The sequence below is a fragment of the Deinococcus murrayi DSM 11303 genome (genome assembly GCF_000482805.1).
Classification (GTDB): Bacteria; Deinococcota; Deinococci; order Deinococcales; family Deinococcaceae; genus Deinococcus; species Deinococcus murrayi.
Map to the genome: position 1 here is coordinate 18,683 of NZ_AXWT01000018.1, position 24,982 is coordinate 43,664.

Annotated in this window: 23 protein-coding genes and 2 pseudogenes; 10 read left to right on the top strand and 15 right to left on the bottom strand. The window is 69.5% G+C overall.

What is annotated here, in order from left to right; all coding sequences use genetic code 11:
- Positions 1-4 precede the first annotated feature (4 nt).
- From H565_RS14205 to H565_RS0103485, 7 genes and pseudogenes are all read right to left on the bottom strand, one after another.
- A pseudogene (locus H565_RS14205) lies at positions 5-352 on the bottom strand (MGMT family protein); the annotation flags it as partial.
- Between the two features lie 82 nt (positions 353-434).
- On the bottom strand, positions 435-1,670 hold the full coding sequence (locus H565_RS0103460; RefSeq protein ID WP_027459811.1) for a NupC/NupG family nucleoside CNT transporter: 1,236 nt from the start codon (positions 1,668-1,670) through the stop codon (positions 435-437).
- 61 nt (positions 1,671-1,731) lie between these two features.
- On the bottom strand, positions 1,732-2,595 hold the full coding sequence (locus H565_RS0103465; RefSeq protein ID WP_027459812.1) for a menaquinone biosynthetic enzyme MqnA/MqnD family protein: 864 nt from the start codon (positions 2,593-2,595) through the stop codon (positions 1,732-1,734).
- 250 nt (positions 2,596-2,845) lie between these two features.
- On the bottom strand, positions 2,846-3,196 hold the full coding sequence (locus H565_RS0103470; protein ID WP_245576155.1) for a nuclear transport factor 2 family protein: 351 nt from the start codon (positions 3,194-3,196) through the stop codon (positions 2,846-2,848).
- On the bottom strand, positions 3,197-4,342 hold the full coding sequence (gene mqnE / locus H565_RS0103475) for an aminofutalosine synthase MqnE (RefSeq protein ID WP_027459814.1): 1,146 nt from the start codon (positions 4,340-4,342) through the stop codon (positions 3,197-3,199).
- Positions 4,343-4,393: 51 nt separating this feature from the next.
- Positions 4,394-5,752: a TldD/PmbA family protein gene (locus tag H565_RS0103480; RefSeq protein ID WP_027459815.1), complete on the bottom strand. Its 1,359-nt coding sequence runs from the start codon at positions 5,750-5,752 to the stop codon at positions 4,394-4,396.
- 91 nt (positions 5,753-5,843) lie between these two features.
- Positions 5,844-7,238, bottom strand: a complete 1,395-nt coding sequence (locus H565_RS0103485) for a TldD/PmbA family protein (protein WP_027459816.1) — start codon at positions 7,236-7,238, stop codon at positions 5,844-5,846.
- A 248-nt stretch (positions 7,239-7,486) separates the two neighbouring features.
- Between H565_RS0103485 and H565_RS0103490 the strand changes: the two genes are divergently transcribed.
- Together H565_RS0103490 and H565_RS0103495 are read left to right on the top strand one after the other, a co-directional pair.
- The gene (locus H565_RS0103490; protein ID WP_027459817.1) at positions 7,487-7,765 is read left to right on the top strand and encodes a DUF3006 domain-containing protein; all 279 of its coding nucleotides are present in this window, start codon (positions 7,487-7,489) and stop codon (positions 7,763-7,765) included.
- Complete coding sequence (locus H565_RS0103495; protein WP_027459818.1) at positions 7,762-8,754, top strand: ComEC/Rec2 family competence protein; 993 nt, start codon at positions 7,762-7,764, stop codon at positions 8,752-8,754. Before H565_RS0103490 ends, H565_RS0103495 begins: the two co-directional genes overlap by 4 nt.
- Here H565_RS0103495 and H565_RS0103500 read toward each other — a convergent pair.
- Positions 8,738-9,223: an Ohr family peroxiredoxin gene (locus H565_RS0103500; protein WP_027459819.1), complete on the bottom strand. Its 486-nt coding sequence runs from the start codon at positions 9,221-9,223 to the stop codon at positions 8,738-8,740. The two genes, H565_RS0103495 and H565_RS0103500, sit on opposite strands and share 17 nt — an antisense overlap.
- Before the next feature lie 141 nt (positions 9,224-9,364).
- Between H565_RS0103500 and H565_RS0103505 the strand changes: the two genes are divergently transcribed.
- The 3 genes from H565_RS0103505 to H565_RS0103515 all read left to right on the top strand — a co-directional run bounded on the left by H565_RS0103505 (position 9,365) and on the right by H565_RS0103515 (position 12,099).
- The gene (locus H565_RS0103505; protein WP_027459820.1) at positions 9,365-10,108 is read left to right on the top strand and encodes an FAD-dependent oxidoreductase; all 744 of its coding nucleotides are present in this window, start codon (positions 9,365-9,367) and stop codon (positions 10,106-10,108) included.
- A complete protein-coding gene (gene trmB, locus H565_RS0103510) occupies positions 10,105-11,115 on the top strand; it encodes a tRNA (guanine(46)-N(7))-methyltransferase TrmB (protein WP_027459821.1) in 1,011 nt (336 codons plus the stop codon). The genes H565_RS0103505 and trmB overlap by 4 nt, the downstream gene beginning before the upstream one ends.
- Positions 11,116-11,211: 96 nt before the next feature.
- A complete protein-coding gene (locus tag H565_RS0103515) occupies positions 11,212-12,099 on the top strand; it encodes a methyltransferase (protein WP_051363403.1) in 888 nt (295 codons plus the stop codon).
- 6 nt (positions 12,100-12,105) lie between these two features.
- Here H565_RS0103515 and H565_RS0103520 read toward each other — a convergent pair whose 3' ends face one another.
- From H565_RS0103520 to H565_RS0103535, 4 genes are all read right to left on the bottom strand, one after another.
- Positions 12,106-12,468: a DoxX family protein gene (locus H565_RS0103520; RefSeq protein ID WP_027459823.1), complete on the bottom strand. Its 363-nt coding sequence runs from the start codon at positions 12,466-12,468 to the stop codon at positions 12,106-12,108.
- Between the two features lie 53 nt (positions 12,469-12,521).
- Positions 12,522-13,253 carry a ribonuclease PH gene (gene rph / locus H565_RS0103525; protein WP_027459824.1) on the bottom strand — a complete coding sequence of 244 codons (732 nt, stop codon included), beginning with the start codon at positions 13,251-13,253 and terminating at the stop codon, positions 12,522-12,524.
- A complete protein-coding gene (gene murI / locus H565_RS0103530; protein WP_027459825.1) occupies positions 13,250-14,077 on the bottom strand; it encodes a glutamate racemase in 828 nt (275 codons plus the stop codon). The genes rph and murI overlap by 4 nt, the downstream gene beginning before the upstream one ends.
- Before the next feature lie 121 nt (positions 14,078-14,198).
- Positions 14,199-15,431: an aminotransferase-like domain-containing protein gene (locus tag H565_RS0103535; protein ID WP_027459826.1), complete on the bottom strand. Its 1,233-nt coding sequence runs from the start codon at positions 15,429-15,431 to the stop codon at positions 14,199-14,201.
- Between the two features lie 144 nt (positions 15,432-15,575).
- On the opposite strand from H565_RS0103535, the gene fba reads away from it, so the two are divergent.
- From fba to H565_RS0103555, 4 genes are all read left to right on the top strand, one after another.
- Positions 15,576-16,493 carry a class II fructose-1,6-bisphosphate aldolase gene (gene fba / locus H565_RS0103540; protein WP_027459827.1) on the top strand — a complete coding sequence of 306 codons (918 nt, stop codon included), beginning with the start codon at positions 15,576-15,578 and terminating at the stop codon, positions 16,491-16,493.
- Positions 16,494-16,601: 108 nt separating this feature from the next.
- Positions 16,602-17,324 carry a hypothetical protein gene (locus H565_RS0103545; RefSeq protein ID WP_235204182.1) on the top strand — a complete coding sequence of 241 codons (723 nt, stop codon included), beginning with the start codon at positions 16,602-16,604 and terminating at the stop codon, positions 17,322-17,324.
- 100 nt (positions 17,325-17,424) lie between these two features.
- Positions 17,425-20,025 (top strand): S8 family peptidase, encoded by a 2,601-nt coding sequence (locus tag H565_RS0103550; protein ID WP_027459829.1) that lies wholly within the window; start codon positions 17,425-17,427, stop codon positions 20,023-20,025.
- 123 nt (positions 20,026-20,148) lie between these two features.
- Entirely contained in the window at positions 20,149-20,574 is a 426-nt protein-coding gene (locus H565_RS0103555) for a CBS domain-containing protein (RefSeq protein ID WP_027459830.1), read from the top strand.
- 58 nt (positions 20,575-20,632) lie between these two features.
- Here the strand turns inward: H565_RS0103555 and H565_RS0103560 are convergent, their stop codons facing one another.
- The 3 genes from H565_RS0103560 to dnaK all read right to left on the bottom strand — a co-directional run bounded on the left by H565_RS0103560 (position 20,633) and on the right by dnaK (position 24,234).
- Complete coding sequence (locus tag H565_RS0103560) at positions 20,633-21,538, bottom strand: DnaJ C-terminal domain-containing protein (protein WP_027459831.1); 906 nt, start codon at positions 21,536-21,538, stop codon at positions 20,633-20,635.
- Positions 21,539-21,619: 81 nt separating this feature from the next.
- Complete coding sequence (locus tag H565_RS0103565) at positions 21,620-22,243, bottom strand: nucleotide exchange factor GrpE (protein ID WP_027459832.1); 624 nt, start codon at positions 22,241-22,243, stop codon at positions 21,620-21,622.
- 104 nt (positions 22,244-22,347) lie between these two features.
- Complete coding sequence (gene dnaK, locus H565_RS0103570) at positions 22,348-24,234, bottom strand: molecular chaperone DnaK (RefSeq protein WP_027459833.1); 1,887 nt, start codon at positions 24,232-24,234, stop codon at positions 22,348-22,350.
- A gap of 254 nt (positions 24,235-24,488) precedes the next feature.
- Between dnaK and H565_RS17015 the strand changes: the two are divergent.
- Positions 24,489-24,982: pseudogene (locus H565_RS17015) on the top strand (ATP-dependent zinc metalloprotease FtsH); the annotation flags it as partial.

Below are 24,982 nucleotides of genomic sequence, written 5' to 3' on the forward strand. Positions count from 1 at the left end.
GGGGCTAGAGCAGGGGGTCTGGTGCCTCCCCCCACCCCTCCTCCGGCGGCCACCACTGCCAGCGGGCGAGGTCGCAGCGGCCCGCCTCAAAGGTCACGCCCTCGGCCTCCAGCAGCCGCTCTTGCAGGTCCCCGAAGCCCAGCTTGTGGGTGCTCACCCGGCCCTGCGCGTTGATGACCCGGTGCCAGGGCAGCCCACCTTGCGGTGCCCCTCCCGCGAGGCTCCCCAGCACGAACCCCGCCAGCCGCGCCCCACCGGGGCCGGGGCGTCCGGCGAGGAGGGCGAGTTGGCCGTAGGTCATCACCCGTCCAGGCGGAATGCGGGCGACGAGGGCGAGGACCTGCTCGCGGAACGGGGCGTCTGGGGTGGGGGACCATGGGGATAGGGTAAGGGGCGGGGAGTCTGGATGGCCGTGGGCTTCTCCCCCCGGCCCCTCATCCAATCAGCATCCCCGCCAATGTGCCGCTGAGCAGGTTCGCCAGCGTGCCCGCCGCGACCGCCCGCAGGCCGAGCTGGGCGATATCGCCCCGGCGCGAGGGCGCGAGGCTGCCCAGGCCACCCAACAGGATGGCGAGGCTGGAGAGGTTGGCAAAGCCGCACAGGGCAAAGGTGATGATGGCTTCCACTTTGGGCGAGAAACCGCCCTCCTTCAGGGCATTGGCGAACTCCACAAAGGCCACGAACTCGTTCGTCACGAGCTTCTGCCCGATAAAGCTTTCGGCGGTGGCCGCCTCGCCCCAGGGCACGCCCATCACGAAGGCGAGGGGCGCGAAGAGGTACCCCAGCAGAAGCTGCACGCTGAGGTCAGGAAACCCGAACACGCCCCCCAGCGCGCCGAGCAGGGTGTTGAGCAGCGCGATGAGGCCGATAAAGGCAATCAGCATCGCCCCCACGTTCAGCGCCAGCCCCAGCCCTGCCGAGGCCCCCCGCGCCGCCGCGTCGATGGCGTTGACCGGGCGGCCTTCGGGGTCTTCGGGCACCTCGCCCTTGTAGTTCTGGGGGGTGTCCCGTTCGGGCAGCATCAGTTTGGCCATCAGCAGGCCCGCGGGGGCCGCCATAAAGGAGGCGGCAATCAGGTAGTCCAGCCGCACCCCCAGCAGCGAGTAGCCCACCAGCACGCTGCCCGCCACGCTCGCGAGGCCGCCCACCATGACCGCGAACAGCTCCGAGCGGGTCATGCGCTCGATATAGGGCCGCACGACGAGGGGCGCTTCGGTCTGGCCCACGAAGATGTTGGCAGTGGCCGAGAGGCTCTCGCCCCGGCTGGTGCCCAGCAGCTTGCTCAGGCCGCCCCCCAGCACCCGCACGACGGCCTGCATCACGCCGAGGTAATAGAGCACCGCAATCAGCGCACTGAAAAAGACGATGACGGGCAGCACGCCAAAAGCGAAGATGAATCCCGCCCCCTCCAGCGCCCCGTTCGTGAGGTTGCCGAAGACGAAGTTGATGCCCTCCTGCGCGTTGCCGATAATCGCTTGCACGCCATTCGAAACGGCGTTGAGGGCCTGGCGGCCCAGCGGCCAGCGCAGCACGATAAGGGCAAAGGCCACCTGAAGGGCCAGCGCCCCCAGCACGGTGCGCCAGTTCACCCGGCGGCGGTCGGTACTGAGCAGCAGCGCCAGCCCCAGCAGTGTGGCGACGCCTCCCAGTCCCCAGAGAAGGTCAGTCATGGAGCCTAGGGTAGGGGGCCGGAGTGAGAGCGTGGCCGGGTGAAAGGGACAGGGTGCCGCTTTAGGGTCGTGCGGGGTGTGGCGTTTCCTCGCCCGGCTTCGGCCCGAAGCGCAGCGGCGCGTGCCCTGGCACCGCGAGGGCCGCGAACTCCGCGAGACCCAGGCGGTCGGGGGCTTCGAGGTGGTAGCGGAAGTTCCACAGGTAGTGCTGCACCACCCGTTCGGGCAACCCCAGTCGGGGGGCATGCCGCGCCGCCACCTCCGCGAGGTGCCCCAGCCCATAGCGCCGGGCCTCCCGCATCGCCTGGAGGAGGGCGGGGGGCGGCGGGTTCTCCGGGCGGTAGGCCCACACCGCAAAGACGAACGGGTGGCCGGTGAGCGCAAACCACTCCTGCGCGAGGTCAGTCACGGTGATCCCCCGCGCCGCGTTCGGCAGGGCGGTCATGCTGCGCCCCGGCGTGAGCGGCCCCGCCACCCCGTACCACTCGCGCAGGGCGCTGTCACCGATGCGCAAGACCCCGTCGTACCCGGCAGCCAGCAGCGCCTCGGCCTCCCCCTCGGCCCGCTCCAGCGTCGGCGAGAGGCCCCGTTCCCGCAGCAGTACCTCCAACAGCGCCACGCTCATGGCGCTCTGTGCGGTGAGGGCGACGCGCCGCAGCCCCTCCAGGGGCCGGGTGTGAAAGAGGTTCACCGAGTACACCGGCCCCAGCACGCTCACCGAGAAGTCGGGCAGCGCTTCGAGCCGCTCGGCATGACGGACGAACTCCACCGCGCTGATGTTGGCGATGTCCACCCGGCCTGACAGCAGGGCGGCATTCATCTCGGTGGGCACCCCGCGAATGGCGCAGACACCCGGCGGCAGCACGAGGGGGTCGAGGATGGGGGCGACGTTGGTGTAGTGAATCCAGCCGGCGCGGTAGGTCATGGGGCGCTCCGCGCCCGTCTAAGGGTCGAGAGGTCTAAGGGTCCAGAACATTGGACAGAAGAACGCCTGGTGTTCTGACCCCCTCCCCTCGTGGGAGAGGGCCTTGCAAAGCAAGGGGTGAGGGGGCCTCCAGACCAGCCCGCCGGGCATCCTCTTGCGTCAAACGCTCTAAGGCAGCGGTCCGCTGGTGCCCTTAGACCCTTGGACCCTTCGACCCTTAGACTGCGAGCCAAGCGAGCCTTCACGTCACTCACGTCACCACCTGCACGCCCACCGCCCACCACGCTCCTCCTCGCCGGGCGTACACCCGGAAAAAGCTCTGCACGCGCACCCCGTTCGCATACAGCGTCCCGCGCGTGAAGGCCGTGTCCCCGTACACCCGCGCCGCGTGGCGCTCGAACATCAGGGCGGCGGGGGGGTTGCCCCGCATCCCGGCCAGCAGCTCGGCCTTGAATACTGCTCGCCCGTCGGGGAAAAAGCCGACCCAGTCGTCGGCCAGCAGCCCCGCCAGCACCGCCGGGTCGCGGCGGTGGTAGGCCGCGTTCCAGGCGTCGTCGAGCTTCAGCACGGCGTCGAGGCCGCCCGCGTCCACGCCTGTCACCTAGTCGGCGGCCTCCAGCCCGGCGCGGGGAAAGGTCTCCAGCTCGTGGTAGTAGGCGTCGCGCAGCACGGGGAGGCGTCCGGCGTCCTGAATCATCCGGACCATGCCCGCCTGCGAGAGCGCCATTGGGGAGGTGGCCCCCGCCGCGTGCGCGATGTGCTCCTCCTGAATGGTGCCGTCGATGTCGGACACCCCCCAGTCCAGGCTGACCTGCGTCAGCTCCGAGCCGATCATCACCCAGTACCCCTTGATGTGCGGGAAGTTGTCGAGGTAAATCCGCGCCACCGCGAGATTCCGCAGGTCGTCCAGCCCGGTCGTGTACTCGGTCTTGCCGAGGTTCTGCGCGAGCGTGTTCCCCAGCGGCTGAAAGGCGAGCGGGATGAAAGCGTGGAAGCCGCCCCCGAACTGGGCAATACTGTCGTCCTGAAGGTCGCGCAGGCGGTCCATGTGATCCAGCCGCTCTTCGAGGGTCTCGATGTGGCCGTAAAGCATGGTGGCGTTCGTCCGCATGCCCAGCGAGTGCGCCTCGCGGTGGATGTGCAGCCACTTCTCGGCCTTGACCTTGTTCTTGGCAATCTGCCGCCGCACCCGATCGGCAAAAATCTCCGCGCCGCCCCCCGGCATCGCCGCGAGGCCCGCCGCCTGAAGCTCACGCAGGACTTCCAGCGTGGGCTTCTTGCTGATTTTGCTCAGGTGCTCGATTTCTGCCGCCGTGAACGCCTTGACCTGGAGGTCGGGGAAGTTCTGCCGAAGCTGCCGGACCATCTCCGGGTAATAGTCCCATTTGTGGTTGGGGTGGTGCCCGCTGCTCATGTGCAGCTCGGTGATGCCGGGGAGGTAGCGGCGGCGGACCTGCTCAGCCACTTCTTCGGGCGAGTAGTCCCAGGCCCGCTCCTCGCCCTTGCGGGCGGCAAAGGCGCAAAAGGTGCAGCCCACGTAGCAGAGGTTGGTGAACTCCAGCCGCATGGAGTGCACGAAATAGACCTTGTCGCCGTGCAGCCGCTCCTTGTGCAGGTTCGCCAGCCGCATCAGCGCGTTCAGGTCGCGGGTGTGGTAGAGCCGCAGCCCCTCGTCAAAAGCGAGGCGCTCGCCCGCTTCGACCTTTTCCACGATGGGGGCGAGACTCTGGTCGCGCAGCCACTTCATGAGCGGAGTCTACGCCGGAGCGGGGGAGGGAAGTGTCCCGCCCCCGGCACTTTAGCCCCCGCCCACCGCCAGCCCAGAGACGCGCACGGCAGGAGCGCTCACCCCGTACAGGGTGTGTTCGAGTTCGCTCCCCACCGCCTCAATGCCCGCGAGCAGGTCGAGGATGTTGCCCGCCACCGTAAAGACCTCCAGCGGGTGCGCGGTTTCGCCGCCCTCCAGCCAGAAGCCTTCGGCCTGGAGGGAGAAGTCGCCCGTAATGGGGTTCGCGCCCGCGTGCCCGCCCGCGACGCCCGTGAGCCGCACCCCGGTCAGGCCGGAGGCGAGGGCCGCCGCGTCCGCCGTGCCCGGCTGAAGCACGAGGTTGCTGGGGGCCACCCCCACCGTCCCCTGAATCCCCTGCCGCGCCGCGTGCCCGGTGCTGACGGTTCCGGCGCGGGCGGCGGTCTGCGCGTTGTGGAGGAAGGCGGTGAGCCGCCCCCCATCTATCAGCGTGAGGGGAGCGCTGGGGCAGCCCTCCGCGTCAAAGGCCCGCGAGTTCAGGCCACGGGGCAGGGTGGGGTCGTCCACCAGCGTGACGAGGGGGGACGCGATCCCCTCGCCCAGCCGCCCGGCGAGCGGACTTTTGCCTTCTTCCACCATCTTGCCGCTGAACATGCCGGAGTACAGGGCGAGGAGTTCGGCCAGGCACTCGCCCGTCACGACCACCGGGAAGGTGCCGCTCGGCGCGGGCTTGGCTCCCAGCAGCCCCGTCGCCTGTTCCACCGCCGCGAGCGCCGTGCGGGTGGGGTCGAGTTCGCTGAACTCGCGGGTGAACTGCCAGTCGCGGCCCATCTTGTTCTGCCCGCCCTCGCTCACCAGCGGCGCAATCATCTGCATCGCGTAGAGCTGGCGGTCCTCGCGGGTCAGGCCCTCGGTGTTGGCGACCGTGCCGTACACGTCCCCGTCCTGATAGCCGCCATACGGCACGCTGGTCACGCGGGGGTCGGCGTCGCGGGCGGCCCGTTCGAGGTCCAGCGCCACCCTGACCTTCTGCTCGACCGTGACCCCGCTGAGGCCCTCGCCGTAGAGGTCGAGGGCGGGGGGCGGCGGCCAGTTCTGGAGGCCCGCGCCCGGCTCCGGAGCGACGAGTTCGGCGTTCTCGACGGCCCTATCGAGGGCGCGGTCGAGGGCAGGCCGCGAGAGGTTCTCGCTAAACGAGTGCCCCCACGCCCCGCGCACGACCACGCGCAACGCGACCCCCTGCCGCGCCGAGAGCTTGAACTCGCTCACGTCGCCGCCAAAGGCGCGGATGCTCGTCGCGTTCGTGCGCTCCCCGTAGACCTCCAGCGTCACGCCACGCTCGCGGGCACGCGAGAGCAGGTAGGCGCGGGCCTCCGGCAGGGTGAGTTGCTGCTGCGTCGCTGCGGTCATGCGGACACCTCTGGGGAGTGGGAAGTGGGGAGTGGGGAGTGGAGGCTGTCGCTGCTGCGGGCGGCTGGCCGCTGGAAGCTGGCCGCCCCCCTCATGCCCGGCCCCCCACCGTGATTTCCGAAATCAGGATGTGCGGCTGACCCACGTCGGTGGGCAGCGAGCCGGAGATGCTGCCGCACATGCCCTGGCCCAGGGCGAGGTCGCCCGCCACGCCCACGATGTTCCGGAGGTCCTGCGCCCCGTTGCCCACCAGGGACGCGCCCCTCAGCGGCTCGGCAATCTCGCCCTTCCGAATCAGGTACGCCTCGTTCACCGCGAAGTTGTAGTCCCCGGTGCCGGGGGTCACACTGCCGCCGCCCATCCGCCGGGCGTAAATGCCGTGCGACACCTGCCCGATGAGGCTTTCGGGCGTCTCTCGTCCGTTGTCGATGAAGGTCGAGCGCATCCGGCTCGCGGGCGCGAAGGTGTAGTTCTGCCGCCGCCCGCTGCCCGTGCGGGCGTACCCCGTCTTCAGGCTGCCCACCCGGTCCACCATGAAGGACTTCAGCACGCCCCGCTCGATGAGGACCGTGCGCTCGCCGGGCATGCCCTCGTCGTCCACGGTGACCTGCCCCCAGGAACCGGGGATGGTGCCGTCGTCAATGGCGGACACCGACTCGTGGGCAATCTTCTCGCCCAGCTTGTCGGCGAAGACGCTCGCGTTTTTCTCCACCGCCGTCGTCTCCAGGATGTGCCCGCAGGCCTCGTGGAAGATGACCCCGCCGAACTCGTTGCCGATGACCACCGGGAGCTTCCCGGCGGGCGCGTACCCGGCCCGCAGCATGGCGTTGGCGATACGGGCGGCCTCCGCGCCGATGGCTTCGGGCGTGACCGTCTCGAAGAACTCCAGGCCCTGCCCCGCGCCGGGACCGTAGAACCCGGTCTGGCGCAGGGTGCCGTCCTGGGCGATGGCGGTCACGCTCAGGCGGGTCCAGACGCGCTCGTCTTCGGCCCACAGCCCCTCGCTGTTCGCCACGAGCACGCGCTGCACCCGGTCGAGGTAGTTCACGTCCACGGTCTTGACATCGCCCACCCCCGCCGCGCCGCCGTGCGCCCGGCGCATCAGCGCGAGCTTGTCGCGTCCCGCCGCGTGCAGGGGGTGTTCACGGGCCACGTACAGGGGCGGCGCGTCCACCCGCCGGAAGTCCAGGCCGCCCGCGCCCGTGCGGTCCGTCTCGCCCGCCGCGCCCCTGGCCCGCGCCACCTGCGAGGCGAGGTCGCGCAGGCCCTCCGGCGTCACGTCGTTGGTGTAGGCGTACACCACCCGCGTGCCGTACAGCAGCCGCAGCCCGGCCCCGAACAGGTTGCCGCCCCCCGCGTCCTTCACCTCCCCCTGGTGCAGCCGCAGGGTGGTGTTCACGCTGTCTTCCACGAAAAGTTCCGAGAAGTCCGCCCCACCCGCACGGGCAAGGGTCAGCACTTCGGCAACGAGGGCTTCACTGAGCATGGTGTCTCCTGGGGCCGTCCGCGCGAGGGAGGGCCGGAAAGGTGGCTTGGGCTTGCGCCTTCACTATGCCGCGCCGGGGCGGGCGGGGGTGGGGGTTAGGCCATTTGTGTTAGGCGAGCTTTCAGCCTTCAGCGGGCAGCGTTCAGCCGCCAGTGCTGTGGCTGCGGCTCCCCGCTGTGGATGGCTGGTGGACAACCGCTTCCCACTGCGCCCTGGGCAGAAGCCCTCCGCCGCGCTACGCTGGGAGCGTGAACGACGGGCCGGAACGCTGGACGGTGGACGCCATCGAGGACAGTCCGCAGGGACCCCTGGCGCGGGTGGAGCGCTCGGACGGCCTGACCTTTGACGTGCCCCTGCACGCGCTGCCCGCTGGGGTGCGCGAGGGGGACCTGCTGGGGGTGGTGGAGGGGCCGGACGGGGTGACCCTGCACCTGCTGCCCGCCGAGACGGCCACCCAGCGCCGCGCCGCCCAACGTCGCCTGGACGCCCTGAACGCCGAGGGTGGGGAAGAGGAGATCACCCTATGAGCACCCGCAAGGCCCCCAGCGGCAAGGCCCCCGCCCGCGCCGGGAAAAAAGCCCCCGCCCGCAAGCCCGCCCCGAAGGGGAAGGGAGGCAAACGCCGGGGCGGGCCGGGACCGTCCGACCTGCTGGGGCTGTTCGTCCTGCTGCTCACGGCGGGGCTGGCTGCCTGCGCGGGCAAGGAGGTGCTCAGCGGGGGCAGTGGGGAGGGGTCAGCAGAAGCCCAGGTTCCCTCCGGGCAGGTGGTCATTCGCTTCCTGGATGTCGGGCAGGGGGACGCCGTGCTCGTCCGCAGTCCGGAGGGCAAGACCCTGCTCTATGACGGGGGGCGCAGCGCCGAGCGGATGCGGGAGCACCTCACGACCTACGGGGTGGACAAAATCGACCTGATGGTCGCCAGCCACGCCGACGCCGACCATATCGCGGGGCTGGTTCCGGCGGCGCAGCGGGCCAAGCCGACCCTCTTTATCAACAACGGCATCGCCGGAACCACCCAGACCTGGGGGCGGCTGGTCTCGGCCCTCGAGGAAGCCGGGACCACCTTCCAGAAAGCCAACAAGCAGGTGGTCAACCTCGGCAGCGTGAAGGTGCGGGTCATCGCGCCGCCCCCCGGCTTGGGCGACGAGCAGAACGTCAACAGCGTGGGCGTCCGCATCGAGTTCGGGGAGTTCCGAGCGCTGCTGACGGGTGACAGCGAGCGGCCCGAAACCGAAGCCTGGCTCGCGCAGGACCGCCCAGAGATTCGGGGACCCTTCCAGGTCTACAAGAGCATCCACCACGGGGCCGCCAACGGCGACCATCCCGCCTGGCTCGCCACCGTGCGGCCCCAGAACGTGGTGATTGGGGTGGGGCCGAACAACTACGGCCACCCCACTGAGGCGGCCCTCGCCCTCTACCGCGAGACGGGTGCCCGCGTCTACCGCACCGACCGCCAGGGCACGGTGACCTTCACGGCCAGCGCGGACGGCACCTACACGGTCACGACCGACCGCTGAACTCCTCCGCCCCCGTTTCCTCCTCCACCGTTATCCGCACGTCCGCCGAGTCGCCCAGGGCGCGGCAGTAGGGGCACAGCGCCCGCGCCTCCCGCACCATTCGCTCGGCTTCCTCGCGGCCCAGGCCCGGCAGTGAGACGCGCAGTTCTACGTCGAGGTGATAGCTGGGGTCCGCGTCGTCCTCGCGGCGCAGGCCCACCACGCCGGTCACCTGCGAGGTGCCGAAGGTCACGCCGTCGCGCCGGGCGACCATGCCGACCGCGCTCTGGAAGGACGCGGCAAGGGCAGCGGCAAAGAGCTGCTCCGGGTTGGTGCCCACGCCGCCGTCGCCGCCGATTTCCTGCGGCACGCTGAACTTGACGCCGAGGTGGTGGTCGGGCGTCTCGATGTAGCCGTTGCGTCCGCCGTGGGCCGTCGCCTCGCTGCGGGTGAGGACTTTGCCGCGTGCCTGCTCGCCTGGCTGGGTCATGCTGCCCATGCTCGCTGGCGGGTGCGCCCGCGGACGGTAGGCGGGCTGACCGTGTGAAGGGACGGTGGGGGCGGGGCGCAGGTTCCGGGCTTGTTCTCCCGGCTGGGAAATCCCCACGCCCATCCCCTACACTGCCTCCCGATGTCTGGCCCCCTTTCCCCCCGCAGCCTGCCGCAGCCGGGGCACCTCTACGACGTGGCCGTGATGGGTGCGGGCCTCGCGGGCACCGAACTCGCCTGGCGGCTCGCCCGCGCCGGGGGGGACGTCCTGCTCGTCACCCAGGCCCTCGACCACCTCGGCAACCTCTACGGCCCGACCGTGGAGGGCGCGGACTTTCCGCCCGGCAGCCTGTTCGCGGCGGTCGCCGCCCGCATGGCCCCCGATACCGACGGCTGGACCTTCCACCGCCTCCTGAAAGCCGAGGTTGAGGCCACCCCCGGCATTCACCTCCTGCAAAGCACCGTGACCGGATTGGAGGAAGAGGACGCTCGCCTCACCCTCACCACCTGGGAAGGCCCCGCCCTGCACGCCCGGCGGGGGGTGCTCGCGGTGGGGGCGTTCCTCAAGGGCCGCCTCCTGATTGGGGACACGATGGAAGAAGCCGGGCGGCTCTCCGAGGTCGCCTACGACTTCCTCGCCGACGACCTCGCCCGCGCCGGGCTGTGGCTCGTCGGGGCCGAGCAGGAAGCCGCCGGGGTGGACGGCGCTCCCTCTTACGCGGTGCGCTTTCTCACCCCCGCGCCGGAGGAGCTGGACGGCTTCCGGGTCAGGCGCTTTGAGCACCTCTATGCCCTGGGCCGCTGCACGCCGGGCGAGCACACCTACCGCAGCGTGCTGGAGGACGCCGCCCGCCTCGCCACCGAGCTGCTGGAGGTGGGGGCGTGATTTTCCGCTTCTCGGACTTCCAGTTCCCCGCAGACCCCGCCCGGCTCTACCCCGACACGCCGGGGCGTCCCTGGATTCTGGAGGTGGGCTTCGGGGACGGGCGCTTCTGGCCGCACTTCGCCGCGAGCTTCCCGGAAGCGCCCAACTACCTCGGCGTCGAAATCAGCGGCACGTCTCTCCTCAAGGCCGAGCGGCGGCTGCGGGCGGCGGGCTTGCGAAACGCGGTGCTCACCCGCCTGCCCGCTGCGCCCCTCATCCGCGAGGTGGTGCCGCCGGGTGCCCTGAGCGCGATTGTCGTGAACTTTCCCGACCCCTGGCCCAAGGCGGGCCACGAGGCGCACCGCCTGCTGCGGGCACCCTTTTTCCGGCTGGCCGCGAGCCGCCTGGAGCCGGGCGGGGCCGTGCTGTTCACCACCGACCACGAGGAATACTTCGAGTTCGCCTGCCGGGAGGCGGGGGCGAGCGGCGTGATGGCCGTTCACCTCGGCAAACCTCCGCCCCCCGCCGCGCTGGAAACCAAGTACGCCCTGAAATGGCGTGACCTGGGCCTCGCTCCTCTCCACGCCCGCTTCGTGCCGACCGTGCCCGCCGCCGCCCTGGCGAACGAGTTTCCCGTCACCGCCACCCGCTTTCCCGACGCCGAGGATGCCCCTGCCGTGCCTCACGCCATTCTGACCCTGCCCGCCGACTTCGCCCCCACCGCATTCGCCAAGCACACGGCCCGTGGCGGCGTCACCCGCGACAACCCGGACGGCTGGACCGTCGTGCTGCTCGACCTCTACGCCCGCCTCGGCGAGGGGGGGTGGGTGGCCCTCGCCCACGTTGTGGAGGGCGAACTCACCCAGGAGGTGCTCGTCGGCATCACTGCGCGGGAGGACGGCTCGCACCTCGTCCGGCTCTCGCGCTTTGGTGGCCCGGTGGTCACGCCCGGCGTGAAGGCGGCGGTGGGCGTGCTGACGGACTGGCTGGAGGCGCAGGGGGCGCGGGTCACCCACCGGGGGTACTGAGGCGGCCCGCAGCCTCCTTGGGTTCTCCGCGCCGTTCCGGGTAGGCTCAGACGCGCTGTGTCCCCGCCCGCTGCCCTGCACTTCACCCATGAACCGATGTCCGTCATCCTGCCCGCCCTGCGGATGGCCCTGGCGGGGGCGGGCGAGGTCACCTTCACCGTGCCCGACCCCGACCTGGGGCTGGGCCTGTACGCGGGCGAGGTAACCCCGCAGGGCCTGCACCGCTCCTGGCAGACCTGGACCGACCTCGCGGACCTGCTGGGGGCACACCTGCTCACCCCGGAACGGGCCGGGGAGGGCCGGGTCCGGCTGCGGCTGCGGGCCTGGGCCGACGCGCCCGAACCCGACGCCGGGGGGTACGGGACAGGGGGCGACTGGGCGCGGGTGGACAAGCTGGAAGACCCGGTGTTCCTCTTCACGCTGGTGGAGGCGCTGCGCCGGGTCAGTCCCCCGGAGGGCGGGCGGGTGCTCGCGCTGGGGGTGAACCGGGGCCGGGAGCTGGACGCCCTGGAGCTGGCCTTTCCGGGCCGGGCGCTGGAGGTCGTCGGCCTGGACCTCGACGCTTCTGCCCTCGCGGCGGCGCGGGCGCGGCATCCGGGCGGGACCTTCCTCGAACTCGACGTGACCACCCTGCCCCGGCCAGAGCTGGGCCAGTTTGACCTCATCCTCGCGCTGAGCCTGCTGCAAAGCCCCAGCATCCGGCAGGACGTGCTCCTCGCGGCCCTGCGGCGGCAGCACCTCACCCCCCGCGGGGGCCTCGTGCTGGGCTACCCCAATGCCCGCTACCGCGACGGTTCGCTCAGCTACGGGGCGCGGCTGCGCAACTTCGCCCGTCCGGACCTCAGCCTGCTCGCCGCCGACGTGACCGAAGCCCGCCGGGGCCTCCAGAAGGCGGGCTTCAAGGTCTTTGTGACTGGAAAGTACGAGGTGCTCGTCACGGCGATTCCGGCGGGGGCGCGGACGCCGGGCGGACTGGAGCTGTGAAGAGGCTCAGCGCCGTCGGCTGCCCACCGCCAGCAGCGCCCCGAAGAGGGCGAGGTTTTTCAGGAACTGCGTCTGCTGCTGCTGGCGCTCGCGGCCCTCGCGGTCCCAGAAGGGATGGCCGATGACGGTAGTCGGCACCAGGCTGATTGCCAGCGCCGCGCTCGCCGCGCGGGGGGCGATGCCCAGCGCGAGCAGGGTTCCGGCCCCCACCAGCACCGCGCTGTTCACCTTGACGGCAAGTTCGGGCTGCGGGATTTCCGCCCCGCGGGTGGCCCGCACGATGGGTTCGGGGTTCTGGAGGTGGTCCAGCCCATTTTTGATAAAGACGCTCGCGAGCAGCGCCCGCCCGATGGCTCCCGTCACGCTCATGTGCCCTCCTTGACTTGGAAGGTCAGTATAGGGGGCGAGGGGGGCCGCGTCCGCTAGAGCTGCCGCCCCAGCTCCCGCAGCAACCCGCCTGCCGCCTCCACGCCCGCAGTCAGGAGGTGGACATACTCGTCCGGCGTGATGGGGCCGTCTTCCGCGCCGCCCTGCGCCTCGATGACCAGCCCGGCAGCGGTCGCGACCACGTTGAGGTCGGCCCGCGCCACCTTGTCCTCGGCGTAGTCGAGGTCCACCCGCAGCTCGTCACCGAGCAGCCCCACGCTGGCCGCCCCGACCGTGTGCACGAGGGGCCACTCGGTCAGGGTGCCGGAGTGAATCAGGCGGTCGCACAGGTCGTGCAGCGCCGCGTACCCGGCGAGCACGCTCGCGACGCGGGTGCCGCCGTCGGCAACGAGCACGTCGCAGTCCACGTAAAGGGTCTGGTTGCGGAAATGCCGTAGGTCAATGGAAGAACGCAGCGCCCGCCCCAGCAGCCGCTGAATCTCATGGCGGCGGCCATTTTGCAGGTTGCGCTCGCGGGCCTGGCGGTCGGTGGTGGCGCGGGGCAGCATGGCATACTCGGCGGTCAGCCAGCCTTCCTTTTTGCCGCGCATGTGGGGGGCGGGTTTGTCCTCGATGCTGACGGTCGCCAGGATTTCCGTGCGGCCCAGCCGCAGGTGGGCGCTGCCGGGCGCATGTGGGTTGATGCCCCGCTCCAGCGTCAGGGGCCGGGGGGTCAGGGGGCCGCGGCCCTCGCGGGCGGGGAGCCGGGAGGGGGGGGTGGAGGTCAAGTCGTCACCTGCTGCACCGTGACATTGTGCTCTCTTTCGCCCGTGAGAAGGGCGATGACGGGCCGCGCCGCCGCCGGGTCCCCGGTCACGAGGCAGGTGACGTGCCCGTCTCCCGTCCCCTCCCGCAGCCGCCCCGCCGCTGCAAGCACGTTGCGGGTATGCCGCGCCACCGCTGCCCCCGAATCCAAGAGCGCGAAGGTGTCCCCAAACTCGGCCCGGATGCTGCCCGCCAGGAAGGGGTAATGGGTACAGCCCAAGACGAGCTGGTCGGCCCCGGCCTCCGCCAGCGGGGTGAGCACCTCCCGCAGCACCGCCCGCGCCCGCTCGCCCTCCGCTTGCCCCGCCTCCACCAGCGGCACGAGGGCAGCGCTCACGGCGGTCAGGACCCGCACCCCGGCGGGGTCCGCGAAGCGCTCGATGACGTCTCTCAGGAGGGTGCCCCGCAGCGTGCCCGGCGTGGCCAGCACCCCCACCACCCCGGTGCGGGTTGCGGCCACGGCGGGCTTGACGGCGGGTACCAGGCCGATCACCGGAAAGTCCGGGCCGTACCGCTCACGCAGGTGCCCCAGGCTGAAGGCCGAGGCCGTGTTGCACGCCACCACCACCCCCCCCGCCCCCCGCGCGTGCAGCGCCGCGACCGCCCGCGCCGTGAGGTCGCGGATGTCGTCGTCGGGGCGGCCACCGTAGGGCACGTGTGCGGTGTCCGCGAGGTACAGGAAATCCTGCCCCGGCATCGCCCGGCGCAGCTCTGAGAGTACGCTCAGGCCCCCCACGCCGGAATCGAATACACCGAGGGGAGCTGTGGGGGGGGTCGGCGGCGTCATCGGGGGGGATGATAGCGGGGGTCAGCGGGACGGGGGGACGACCACTCCCCGAACGAAAAAATCAGAACGAAAAAGAAAAAAAGAGGCCCCCAGGCGGAGATCTCCTCTCTCTTTCCGACCCTCAAGCGGAGGCCATCGCCTCCCGGAAGGTCTCCGCCAGCGCCCGGATGCCGCGCTCAATCTGCTCTGGGGTGGCGCTGGAATAACTCAGGCGCATGGTGTTGGCCCCGCCGCCGAGCGCGTAAAAGGGACGGCCCGGCACATAGGCCACACCCCGTTCGATGGCGCGGGGAAACAGTTCGGTGGTATCCAAGCCTTGCGGCAGGGTGACCCACAGGAACATGCCGCCTTCGGGTTCAGTGAACTGTACGCCCGCCGGGAAGTGCTCGCGGATGCGGCCCACCATGTCCCGCGCCCGCTCGCCGTAAGCCTGCTTCACAAGTTCAATCTGCCGGGGGAGCACCTCGTGCACCAGCTCGGTGATAATCATCTGGTTGAAAATCGGCGTGTGCAGGTCAGCGCCCTGCTTGGCCTGCACCAGCTTCTCGATGATGAGCTGCGGCCCCTGCACCCAGGCGTCGCGCAGCCCCGGCACCAGCGTCTTGGAAAAGGACCCCGAATACAGCACGTGGTTGCGCTCTGGGTCGCCGCCCGCGTGCTCCAGCCCCAGGGCAAAGAGGCTGGGCAACGCCTCGCCCCGGAAGCGCAGCTTGCCGTAAGGGTCGTCCTCCAGCACGAACACCCCGTACTGGGCGGTCAGCTCGACGAGGCGGCGGCGGCGCTCCAGGCTGAGGGTGCGCCCGGTCGGGTTCTGGAAGTTGGGAATCGCGTACAGCAGCTTGGCGGGGTGCGCCCTGAGCACGTCTTCCAGTGCGTCCACGTCGATGCCGTGCTCGTCGGTGGGCAGCTCCACGTAGCGCGGGCCGTAGGGCTGAAAGGATTGCAGCGCGCCGAGGTAGGTCGGGGCCTCCACGAGCACCACGTCGCCCTCGTCAATCAGAATCTTGCCGAGCAGGTCCAGCCCCTGCTGGCTGCCGGTCACGATTTGTACGTGCCCCGGCGTCAGCCCCGGCGTTTGGGCGGCAATCCATTCGCGCAGGGGAAGGTGGCCCTCGGTCGTGCCGTACTGCACGGCGGCGGGGCCGTAGCGGTCGAGCACCGCATGGGCGGCTTGCCGAATCGCGTCGAGGGGGAACAGCTCTGGGGCGGGCAGGCCCCCCGCAAAGGAGATGATGTCGGGGCGCTGCGTGAGCTTGAGCAGTTCGCGAATGGCGCTCGCGCTCATGCGCCCAGCCCGCTGAGAGAGCCGCGCAGCGAAGTCCGCGCCGGGCCGCGTGGGGGTGACCTGGGTCATGGATCCATCCTACGCCCGCTTGCCCCCCAGCGGTGCGCCGTCCGGGGAAGATGGACCGGGGCGGGGTAGGATGTCAGCGCACCGCGTGGCCTGCCCCCACCTTCCCCACTCAGCACCCCCGGCAGGCCCCGGCAAGGAGGATTCATGCTCGTCACTGGCAACGACATTCTGGTTCCCGCCCGTGCGGGGCGCTACGGCGTGCCCTCGTTCAACACCAACAACATGGAAATCACCCAGGCCATCATCCACACCGCCGAACGGCTGCGGTCGCCGGTGATGGTGCAGATGAGTGAAGGGGCCATCAAGTACGGCGGCCAGGACCTTGCGAACCTGGTCATCGACCTCGCCGAGCGGGCCAGCGTGCCCGTCGCGCTGCACCTCGACCACGGCTCTTCCTATGAGTCGGCGCTGCGGGCCATCAAGATGGGATTTACGTCCGTCATGATTGACGCCTCGCACCACGGCTTTGAGGACAACGTGCGCGAAACCCGCCGGGTCGTGGAAGCCGCGCACGCGATGGGCATCTCGGTCGAATCCGAACTCGGTCGCCTCGGCGGCATCGAGGAACACATCGTTGTGGACGAGAAGGACGCCTTCCTCACTGACCCAGAGGAAGCCGTGCAGTTTATCGAGCAAACGGGCACCGATTACCTCGCCATCGCCATCGGCACCTCGCACGGGGCCTACAAGGGCAAGGGCCGCCCCTTTATCGACCATGCCCGCATCGAGAAAATCGCCGCGTTGACGACCATTCCGCTCGTCGCGCACGGCTCGTCGGGGGTTCCGGCAGAGATTGTGGAGCGCTTCCGGGCGTCGGGCGGAGAAATCGGGGACGCAGCGGGCATCGCCGACGAGGACCTCCAGCGGGCGACGCAGCACGGCATCGCCAAGGTCAACGTGGACACCGACCTGCGCCTCGCGAGCACGGTCGCCATCCGCGAGGTTCTTCAGAAAAACCCCAAGGAGTTCGACCCCCGCAAAATCTTCGGCCCCGCCCGCGACCTCATGAGCCAGATAGTCGAGCACAAACTGCGCGTGCTCGGCAGCGTTGGCAAGGCCTGACCTGCCCCTTTGCCCCCCAAGATGACCTGTTCCTGATTCAGGCATGATGGCGGTGGCCCACAGGGTTGCGGGGATTTCTCACCCTGGGCGCGTATGCTCCGCCGCAGCATGCGCGCCCTTCGCCTCTTCCTGACGCTGCTGGTCTTGGGCGGCGTGGCCCTGGCCCCGGTGGAGGTCCGCGCCGCGCCCGCGGGGCTGGCGCTGCCCAGCGGCTGGCTCGCTCAAATGACGGCGCTGCTGCCCCAGCCGGGCCAGAGCGCCCTGATCATGGATTGGCAACCCAGCCGCCTGATTGTGGCCCTGCCGGGGCGGGTCGCGGAACTCGGCGGCGACCGCGAGGCGCTGCGCACGGTCATGAGCAAGCTCTCACGCGGCGAAAAACCCGCCTATGACCCCCGCTTGGGCATCAGCCGCGCCGAGTTCGAGAGCTACGTGCTGTTTGAGCCGCTGCTGGCCTCCACCAACAAGCGGGTCAAGTTGCCCGTTACCCGTGAGGGAAGCCGCCTGCGCTTCGGGGACGTGGCGGGCCTCGACGGGGTGCTGCGCGGCCTAGAGATTGACCTGCTCACGGGCGAGCTGCGGGCACCGGAGGGCTTTTCGGGCAAGCCGCAGCTCTTTGTCGCTGAAAATGCGCAGGAACGGTCGCTCGACGTGCAGCACGGCTTCGAGTGGAACCTGCGGGGCAACAACCCCTATACCCAAAACGGCATCAACCTGACCCTGCAACTCGTCGCCCTGCGGGGGGGCCAAGTCGTTTTGAGTGCCTCACGGTTCAGTATGATGAATGGCCGCACCAGTGACGGGCGCGTGATTGTCCAGTACGCCCGCTAAAGCGCCAGCCCCCCTGAGATGACCCCACCCTGACCGCGCCTCAAGGGGTCCTCACCTGAGCTTCAGGGGACGTCACCGGGGGGCCGTTAGGCTGCCAGGTATGACCAAGACCAAGGCCACTTTGTTGCTCGGCGCGGCCCTGACGCTGGGCAGCGCCAGCCTCGCCGAGGCGGGCACTCTCTCGCCCACGCTGCTTCAGCGGGCGCAGCGCGGCGACCAAACGCCGACAGGCGTGATTGTCCGCTTTAAGTTCAGCAACACCGAGCGGGGCCGGGCGCTGTACAAGAGTGCGCGCCAGCAGCTTCAGGCCCGGCTCGCGCAGCTTGGCCCCGCCGCCGGGTTTATCAACCAGGCCCTCAACTCTGGGCAGGTGACCCAGCTCTGGCTTGACCAAAGCATCTACCTGCCCATGACCCCGGTGCAGGCGCGGGCGCTTGCGGCGCTGCCCTTTGTGGACGCCGTCTTCGAGAACTTCCGGGTGCAGATTCCGCGGGCAGCGGCCCTCAGCGCGGCCTCGGCCCCGACGGGCACCCCGTGGCATCTCCAGAGCATCGGGGCACCCCAGGCTTGGGCGGCGGGCTTCCGCGGCCAGAACATCCGGGTGGGGCACCTCGACAGCGGCATTGACCCCAACCACCCGGAATACGCGGGCCGCATCGCCGCCTTCGCGGAGTTCAACGCGGAAGGCGACCGCATCGGCAACACCCCCCGCGATACCACCAACCACGGCACCCACACGGCGGGCCTGATCGCGGGCAAGACGGTGGGGGTGGCCCCGGACGCCCAACTCATCAGCGCCCTGGTGCTGCCGAACAACGAGGGCACCTTTGCTCAGGTCATCGCGGGGATGCAGTACGTCCTCGACCCTGACAACAATGCCGACACCAACGACGGCGCTCAGGTCGTGAACATGAGCCTGGGGATTCCCGGCACCTACGAAGAGTTCATCGTGCCCGTCCAGAACATGCTCAGGGCAGGGGTGGTGCCCGTCTTCGCCATCGGGAACTTCGGGCCGTCCTCGGCGAGCACGGGCAGCCCCGGCAACCTCCCCGACGCCATCGGGGTGGGCGCGGTCGACCAGAATGGACAGGTCGCCAGCTTCTCCAGCCGCGGTCCGGTCGCCTGGCAGGGCCAAATCAACGGTGTCTTCGTCAAGCCCGACATCGCTGCCCCCGGCGTGGCGATCACCAGCTCCTTCCCGAACGGCCAGTATGGTGCCCTGAGCGGCAGCTCGCAGGCCAGCCCCATCGCGGCGGGGGCGGTGGCCCTGCTGCTCTCGGCCAAGCCGGGCACGGGCGTCGACGCCGTGAAGAACGCACTGTACACCTCGGCCAGCAACGCGGGCAGCAAAAACAACAATGTCGGCTACGGCCTGATCAGCGTGCCCGGAGCGCTCGGCAAGCTCGGCGTGACGGCGGGCGCTCCGGCCCCCACGCCTGCGCCCGCCCCGACCCCGACGCCGACGCCCGCGCCTGCTCCCACCCCAGCGCCTACCCCCGCTCCAGCCCCGACGCCGGCGCCTGCGCCCGCTCCCACCCCAGCCCCGGCGCCCGCTCCCGCGCCGACGCCCACTCCAGCCCCAGCGCCGGCCCCGGCCAACCCTACGGGTCCGGCGGGCTTCGAGTTGTGCGCGGTGGAGGGCGGCTTCTGCGACTTCAAGGGCCAGCGCGAGGCGGCTTTCGGCACCGCCGGGCGTTACCTGACGGGCATCGGCACCGACGGCTTCAACTGCACGGTGGCGGAGTGGGGCAGCGACCCCGCGCCAGGCGTGCGTAAAGGGTGCTTTATCAAGCCGGTCGCGGCGCAGCCTGCCCCGGCACCCACCCCCGCTCCGGCGCCTGCGCCCGCACCCACCCCGCCCGCGAGCGGCAGCAAGCCCCGCGTCCTGCTGGTCGACGACGACATGGGGCAGGGGGCGGACGTCACGGCGGCGCTGCGCGACGCGATTAAAGCGAATGCGGCGACGGGCGGGGCCTTTGTGTGGAACACCCAGACCCAGGGGGCCGTGCCGCTCTCCGAGATGCAGCGGGTCGACATCGTGATTTGGGCCACGGGCGAGCAGTACCAGAACACCATCACGGCGCAGGACCAAAACACGCTGCGGCAGTTTCTCGCGGGTGGGGGCCGCCTCCTCGTGACCGGGCAGGACGTGGGCTACGACATTGGCAGCAGCGCGTTCTATACCGGGACCCTCAAGACCCGCTTTGTGGCGGACAGCTCCGGCACCCCCCGCTTGGTGACTCGCGGAGCCTTTGGCAATACCGCTTTTACCCTCAACGCGGCGGGCAGCGCGGGCAACCAGTACTACCCGGACGTCATCGCGGGCACGGGTGGCGGACAGGTCGTCGCGGCCTGGGGCAGCGCGAACGCCACGGCGGGCACCATCACCGCCCAGAGCATCCGGGTGGACCCCAATGCGGCCCGCGCCGGGCAGAAGGTCCAGGACCCGCGCGGCTTAGTCGAGCGCCTCGCTGCGAACCTGATTGGCGGCATCCTGAACAGCATCTTTGGGGGCCAGCCACAGGCCCAGCAGCCCGCGCCCAGGGTGACCGCCCAGAACGCGAACGAGGCCGCCGGAGCCATCGTGGTCAACGACGCGGGCACCTACCGCACCGTCAACATGGGCTTCGGGTTGGAGGGCCTGACGCCGAACAGCCGCAACCTGCTGATGAAGACGAGCTTTGACTGGCTGATGCGCTAAAACTGCTCGGCAGGAAGCAAGGGAAAAGTGGGAAAGAGGGCCTGCGGGCCTTCTTCCCATTCCTCTTGACCCCTTGAGCAGTTTCCCACCGGACCCTCTGCTGTGGCGGGGTAACGTCCCGTCATGCCGACACTCCGCGACATCATGACGCCGAACCCTGTGACTGTAGACCCCCAAGCCACCCTTCAGGAAGTCGCTACCCTGATGCTGGAGCAGGACATCGGGGCCGTGCTGGTCATGGACGGCGAGCATCCCAGCGGCATCATCACCGACCGCGACATCGTGGTGCGGGCGGTTGCCTACGGCCACGATTCCGGCACCGCCGTGACCGACTACACCACCGGGGACGTCTTTACGATGGACGCCGCGACCGACGTGCAGGAAGCTGCCCGCGAGATGGCCGACCGCCAGCTTCGCCGCCTCCCCGTGACCGAGGGCGGCAAGGTGGTGGGAATGGTCAGCCTGGGCGACCTCGCCATCCGCACCAGTGGGGACGCCGACGAGACCGCCCTGCGCGGGGTGAGCCAGCCGAGCGCCGACCCCCAGTAACCGTTACCGCACCAAGGAGGGCCACCCGGCAAAGGGGTGGCCCTGGTTCGTTGGGGGGTCATGAGCGCAAGTCGCGGAGCTTGCGGTACAGTTCCCGTTCCTCGTCTGTGAGGTCACGGGGGACGGTGAGGTTCAGCCGGACATAGAGGTCACCCCGCGTCCCGTCGCGCCGGGGCCAGCCCTGTCCGCGCAGGCGCATGCGGCGGCCCCCGCTGCTGCCGGGCGGCACGGTTAGGGTCACATTGCCCCCCAGCGTGGGCACGGTGACGGAGCCGCCCAGCGCCGCGACGGGGGCGGGCACGTCGACCGTGGTCAGCAGGTCGTCGCCCTCCAGGTCAAAGCGGGCGTCTTCGAGCACCCGAATGGTGAGCAGCACGTCGCCGCCCCCCGGTGCCTGCCCCGCCAGCCGCAGCCGCGCGCCGTCCCGCGTTCCAGCGGGGACCCGCAGGGCAAGGCGCTTGCCGTCCACGTTGATGACCTCGTCGGACCCCGTGAAGGCTTCTTGCAGGGTGACCTGCAACTCGCCTTCGACGTTCTGCACGAACCGCCGTCCCTGGGTGCCGCCGATGCCGCCGAGGAGGTCTTCGAGGTTGACCGCCCCACCCTGAAAGCTGCCCCCCTGGAACCCGCCCCGCCGCCCCCCCATCCCGAAGAGGCCCTGAAAAAAGTCACTGAACTGTGAGGGGTCAAAGCCCGCAAAGTCGCCCGTGAAGTTCCCGGCGTCGCCGTAGCCCGGCGGCACTTGCCCGGTGTGCCCGAACTGGTCGTAGAGCTTGCGCTTTTCCGGGTCAGAGAGCACCGCGTAGGCTTCGCCAATCTCTTTGAACCGCTCGGCAGCCTTTTCGTCGCCCTGGTTCTTGTCGGGGTGATACTGCTTGGCGAGCTTGCGGTACGCACTCTTGATATCGGCGTCGGACGCGCCCCGCGTGACGCCGAGGACGTTGTAGTAATCCTTATATGCCATGGGGAGCCTCCAACGATGAGCGGCCAGCAGGAACGGAATGGTGACGGGCTGACGGCTGGCCGCTGGCTCACTGCTCACTGCTCACTGCTTCTTGCCCACCACCACCCGTGCGGGCCGCACCGAGCGCTCGCCCATGCGGAAGCCGAGCTGATAAACCTGCACAATCACGTCGTCCTGGTCGGCGGGAACCACCTGAACGGCCTCGTGCCAGCGGGGGTCAAAGGCTTCGCCCTCGCGCCCGGTGGCCTCTAGCCCCAAGCCCTGAAAGACCAACAGCACCTTGTTTTGCACGGCCTGAAGGCCAGGAATCAGCCGCGCCGGGTCTTCCTGGCCCATGCTCAGCGCCCGGTCAATGTCGTCGTAAACGGGCATCAGGGCTTCGGCGGCCTTGGCCATCCCCTGCCCCTGGGCGGCGTCTACGTCTTCCTGGGTGCGGCGGCGGTAGCTCTCGAAGTCGGCGGCGAGGCGGCCCAGGCGGTGCTTCAGCTCGGCGTTTTCCTTTTCCAGCTCTTCCGCCCGTTCCAGCTTGCCCATCATCTCCTGAACTTGGGCGAGCATGCCCTCGTCCATGCCGGGAAAGCCCGCCGCTTCGAGGTCCTCTTCGAGATTGTCCGTCTCGGCGGTGGGAAGATCCGTGTCCACCGCGTTGGCGGTCTTGTTCTGCGTTTCTTGCTGCTTCTCGTTGGTGTGGTCGTCTTGGGTCATGGGGGTCCCCCGTCTGCGAAACATGAAGTGAGGATAGGGGAGAGGGGCTGCTGGGCCGTCCTCTCCCCTGGCCGGGTGGTGTGCTGTGGGGTGGACGCCCCGGCTCAGTCGGCGGGCTTGAAGTCCGCGTCAATCACGTCGTCGTCCTGCTTCTGAGCTTGGGGTCCGGCGGCGCTGGCTTGAGCCTGGCTGCCCTGCTGCGCGGCAGTCATAAAGCTCCGCAGCTCTTCTTCCAGCCGCTTCTGGGCACTCTCGATGCGGCTGTCGTCGTCCGAGCGCACGGCTTCCTCAGCTTCGTCGGCGGCAGCTTTCAGCTTCTGCTTGGCCTCCTCGCTGGCTCCGGCCTGCTCGTCGAGTTGGGCCAGCGCCTGCACCCGCAGCGAGTCAAGGTTGTTGCGCTTCTCGACCTTCTCGCGGCGCTTGCGGTCGGCTTCGGCGTTCTGCTCGGCCTCGCGGACCATGCGCTCGACATCGCTCTTGTCGAGGGTGGTGGTGTTCTCAATGCGAATGGAGGCTTCCTTGCCGCTGGTCTTTTCCTTCGCCGTCACGTGCAGGATGCCGTTGGCGTCGATGTCAAAGGTGACCTCAATCTGCGGGCGTCCGGCGGGCATGGGCGGAATCCCTTCGAGCTTGAAGCGGCCCAGGGACTTGTTGTCGGCGGCCATCGGACGCTCGCCCTGCAACACGTTAATCTCTACGCCCGGCTGGTTGTTCTCGGCGGTGGTGTAGATTTCGGTCTTCTTGGCCGGAACGGTGGTGTTGCGGGGAATCATCGGGGCCACCATGCCCCCCTTGACCTCCACGCCCAGCGTGAGGGGAGTCACGTCAACGAGAACGATGTCGCCGAGGTTGGAGTCTCCCTGGATGATGCCCGCCTGCACTGCCGCGCCCAGCGCGACCGCCTCGTCGGGGTTGACCGACTCGTTGGGGTCCTTGCCGATGAGGTCCTTGACGATGCGCTTGACGGCGGGGATGCGGGTCGAGCCGCCGACAAGAATCACCTCGTCAATCTGCGAGGCGCTGAGCTTGGCGTCCGCGAGGGCCTGCTCGACGGGCTGGCGCACCCGGCGCAGCAGGTCGGCGGTCAGCTCCTCGAACTTCGCCCGCGTCAGGGTGCGCTCCAGGTGCAGCGGGGTGCGCGTCTCCGGGTCGAAGGTGATAAAGGGCAGGCTGATGGTGGTTTCCGAAGCGTTGGACAGCTCAATCTTGGCCTTTTCCGCCGCCTCAATGAGCCGCTGGAGGGCCTGAGGATCCTTGCGCAGGTCAAAGTTGTGTTCCTTTTGGAACTCGCCCGCGAGCCAGGCCACGATGCGCTGGTCGAAGTCCGCGCCGCCGAGGTGGGTGTCGCCGGAGGTGGACTTGACCTCAAAGACGCCGTCGCCGAGTTCGAGGATGGTCACGTCGAAGGTGCCGCCCCCCAGGTCAAAGACCAACACCGTCTCGTTGCCCTTGCGCTCCAGGCCGTAGGCCAGAGCAGCGGCGGTCGGCTCGTTGATGACGCGCAGCACGTTCAGGCCCGCGATTTCGCCCGCCTGCTTGGTGGCTTCACGCTGCGAGTTGTCGAAGTAGGCGGGCACCGTAATGACCACGTCCCGAATCTTTTCGCCCAGCTTGGCCGAAGCGTCCTGCACCAGCTTGCGCAGCACTTCGGCGCTGACCTGTTCGGGGGCGAGGTCTTGGCCGTTGACTTCAATGCGCACCGACCCGCCGGGGCCTTCTTTCACCACGAAGGGGACGCGGGCAGCTTCCTCTTTGACCTCGTCCCAGCGGCGCCCGATAAAGCGCTTGACCTCAAAGAGGGTAGCCTTGGGGTTCAGGGCGGCCTGGCGGCGGGCGATTTGGCCGACGAGGCGCTCGTCGCCCTTGTAGGCCACGACGGAAGGGGTGGTGCGGGCACCTTCGGCATTCACGATGACTTCGGGACGACCGCCCTCCATGACGGCAATCACAGAGTTGGTGGTGCCGAGGTCGATTCCGACAGCTTTGGGCATGATGGCTCCTTGAAGAGATGAAGTGAAGCGGACAGAAGTAAGATTCTGCTGCCCGGCGGACAGCAGTCCTTAGCCGCAAACAGCATAAGCCTACAGTTTGAAACTGTCAATAGACTTGAGTGTGATTCGCTCAAATCTGGTGCGCCCGGCGACCGGACGGGCGAGGGCGACATCGCCGCTTCTCTTCCAGAATTTCCCAGCGCCGCCGCCCTACACTGGGGCATGACACGGGGCCAGAGGGGGGGCGCGGGCGGGTGAAGCGGGTCTCTTGGGGATGGGGGCTGGCGGCGGCGGCAGGGGCTTTGCTGCTGCTGATTGCGCTGCTGGGGCCGCGTAGCCGCCCCAACGAGCTGGCGCTGGCCGACTTCGCGGCGGCGCTGCGGGCGGGCGACGTGCAGGCGCTCACCGTGCAGGTGCAAAACAACACCGCCCTGCTCACCGGACGGCTGGCGGGCGGCGATTCGTTCCAGACCCGCACCCTGGCCGCCGACCCCCTCATCGCGCTGCCCCGGCTGGAGGCGGCGGGCGTGCAGGTCACCTACGCCGCGCCGCCGCGCCTGAGCGTCCTGACGCTTGTCAGTGGCCTGCTCACGGGCCTCCTGATTGTGGCGCTGCTCGTGCTGCTCTTTCGCCGCCCTGGGACCGGGGAGGGGGCGGCGGGGGCGTTTGGGAAGTCGAAGGCGGCGGTGGTGCAAGAGGGGCAAATCAAGCTCACCTTTGCCGATGTCGCGGGCTGCGACGAAGCCAA

Coding starts and splice junctions, on each gene's coding strand:
- H565_RS0103485 (WP_027459816.1), bottom strand. CDS start 7,238: ATGCTCAGTGAAGCCCTCGTTGCCGAAGTGCTGACCCTTGCCCGTGCG.
- H565_RS0103535 (WP_027459826.1), bottom strand. CDS start 15,431: ATGACCCAGGTCACCCCCACGCGGCCCGGCGCGGACTTCGCTGCGCGG.
- H565_RS0103505 (WP_027459820.1), top strand. CDS start 9,365: ATGTCTGGCCCCCTTTCCCCCCGCAGCCTGCCGCAGCCGGGGCACCTC.
- H565_RS0103520 (WP_027459823.1), bottom strand. CDS start 12,468: ATGAGCGTGACGGGAGCCATCGGGCGGGCGCTGCTCGCGAGCGTCTTT.
- H565_RS0103560 (WP_027459831.1), bottom strand. CDS start 21,538: ATGGCATATAAGGATTACTACAACGTCCTCGGCGTCACGCGGGGCGCG.
- H565_RS0103465 (WP_027459812.1), bottom strand. CDS start 2,595: ATGACCTACCGCGCCGGCTGGATTCACTACACCAACGTCGCCCCCATC.
- H565_RS0103500 (WP_027459819.1), bottom strand. CDS start 9,223: ATGACCCAGCCAGGCGAGCAGGCACGCGGCAAAGTCCTCACCCGCAGC.
- H565_RS0103555 (WP_027459830.1), top strand. CDS start 20,149: ATGCCGACACTCCGCGACATCATGACGCCGAACCCTGTGACTGTAGAC.
- mqnE (WP_027459814.1), bottom strand. CDS start 4,342: ATGAAGTGGCTGCGCGACCAGAGTCTCGCCCCCATCGTGGAAAAGGTC.
- H565_RS0103480 (WP_027459815.1), bottom strand. CDS start 5,752: ATGACCGCAGCGACGCAGCAGCAACTCACCCTGCCGGAGGCCCGCGCC.
- H565_RS0103565 (WP_027459832.1), bottom strand. CDS start 22,243: ATGACCCAAGACGACCACACCAACGAGAAGCAGCAAGAAACGCAGAAC.
- H565_RS0103495 (WP_027459818.1), top strand. CDS start 7,762: ATGAGCACCCGCAAGGCCCCCAGCGGCAAGGCCCCCGCCCGCGCCGGG.
- H565_RS0103515 (WP_051363403.1), top strand. CDS start 11,212: ATGTCCGTCATCCTGCCCGCCCTGCGGATGGCCCTGGCGGGGGCGGGC.
- fba (WP_027459827.1), top strand. CDS start 15,576: ATGCTCGTCACTGGCAACGACATTCTGGTTCCCGCCCGTGCGGGGCGC.
- murI (WP_027459825.1), bottom strand. CDS start 14,077: ATGACGCCGCCGACCCCCCCCACAGCTCCCCTCGGTGTATTCGATTCC.
- H565_RS0103550 (WP_027459829.1), top strand. CDS start 17,425: ATGACCAAGACCAAGGCCACTTTGTTGCTCGGCGCGGCCCTGACGCTG.
- H565_RS0103545 (WP_235204182.1), top strand. CDS start 16,602: ATGCGCGCCCTTCGCCTCTTCCTGACGCTGCTGGTCTTGGGCGGCGTG.
- H565_RS0103460 (WP_027459811.1), bottom strand. CDS start 1,670: ATGACTGACCTTCTCTGGGGACTGGGAGGCGTCGCCACACTGCTGGGG.
- dnaK (WP_027459833.1), bottom strand. CDS start 24,234: ATGCCCAAAGCTGTCGGAATCGACCTCGGCACCACCAACTCTGTGATT.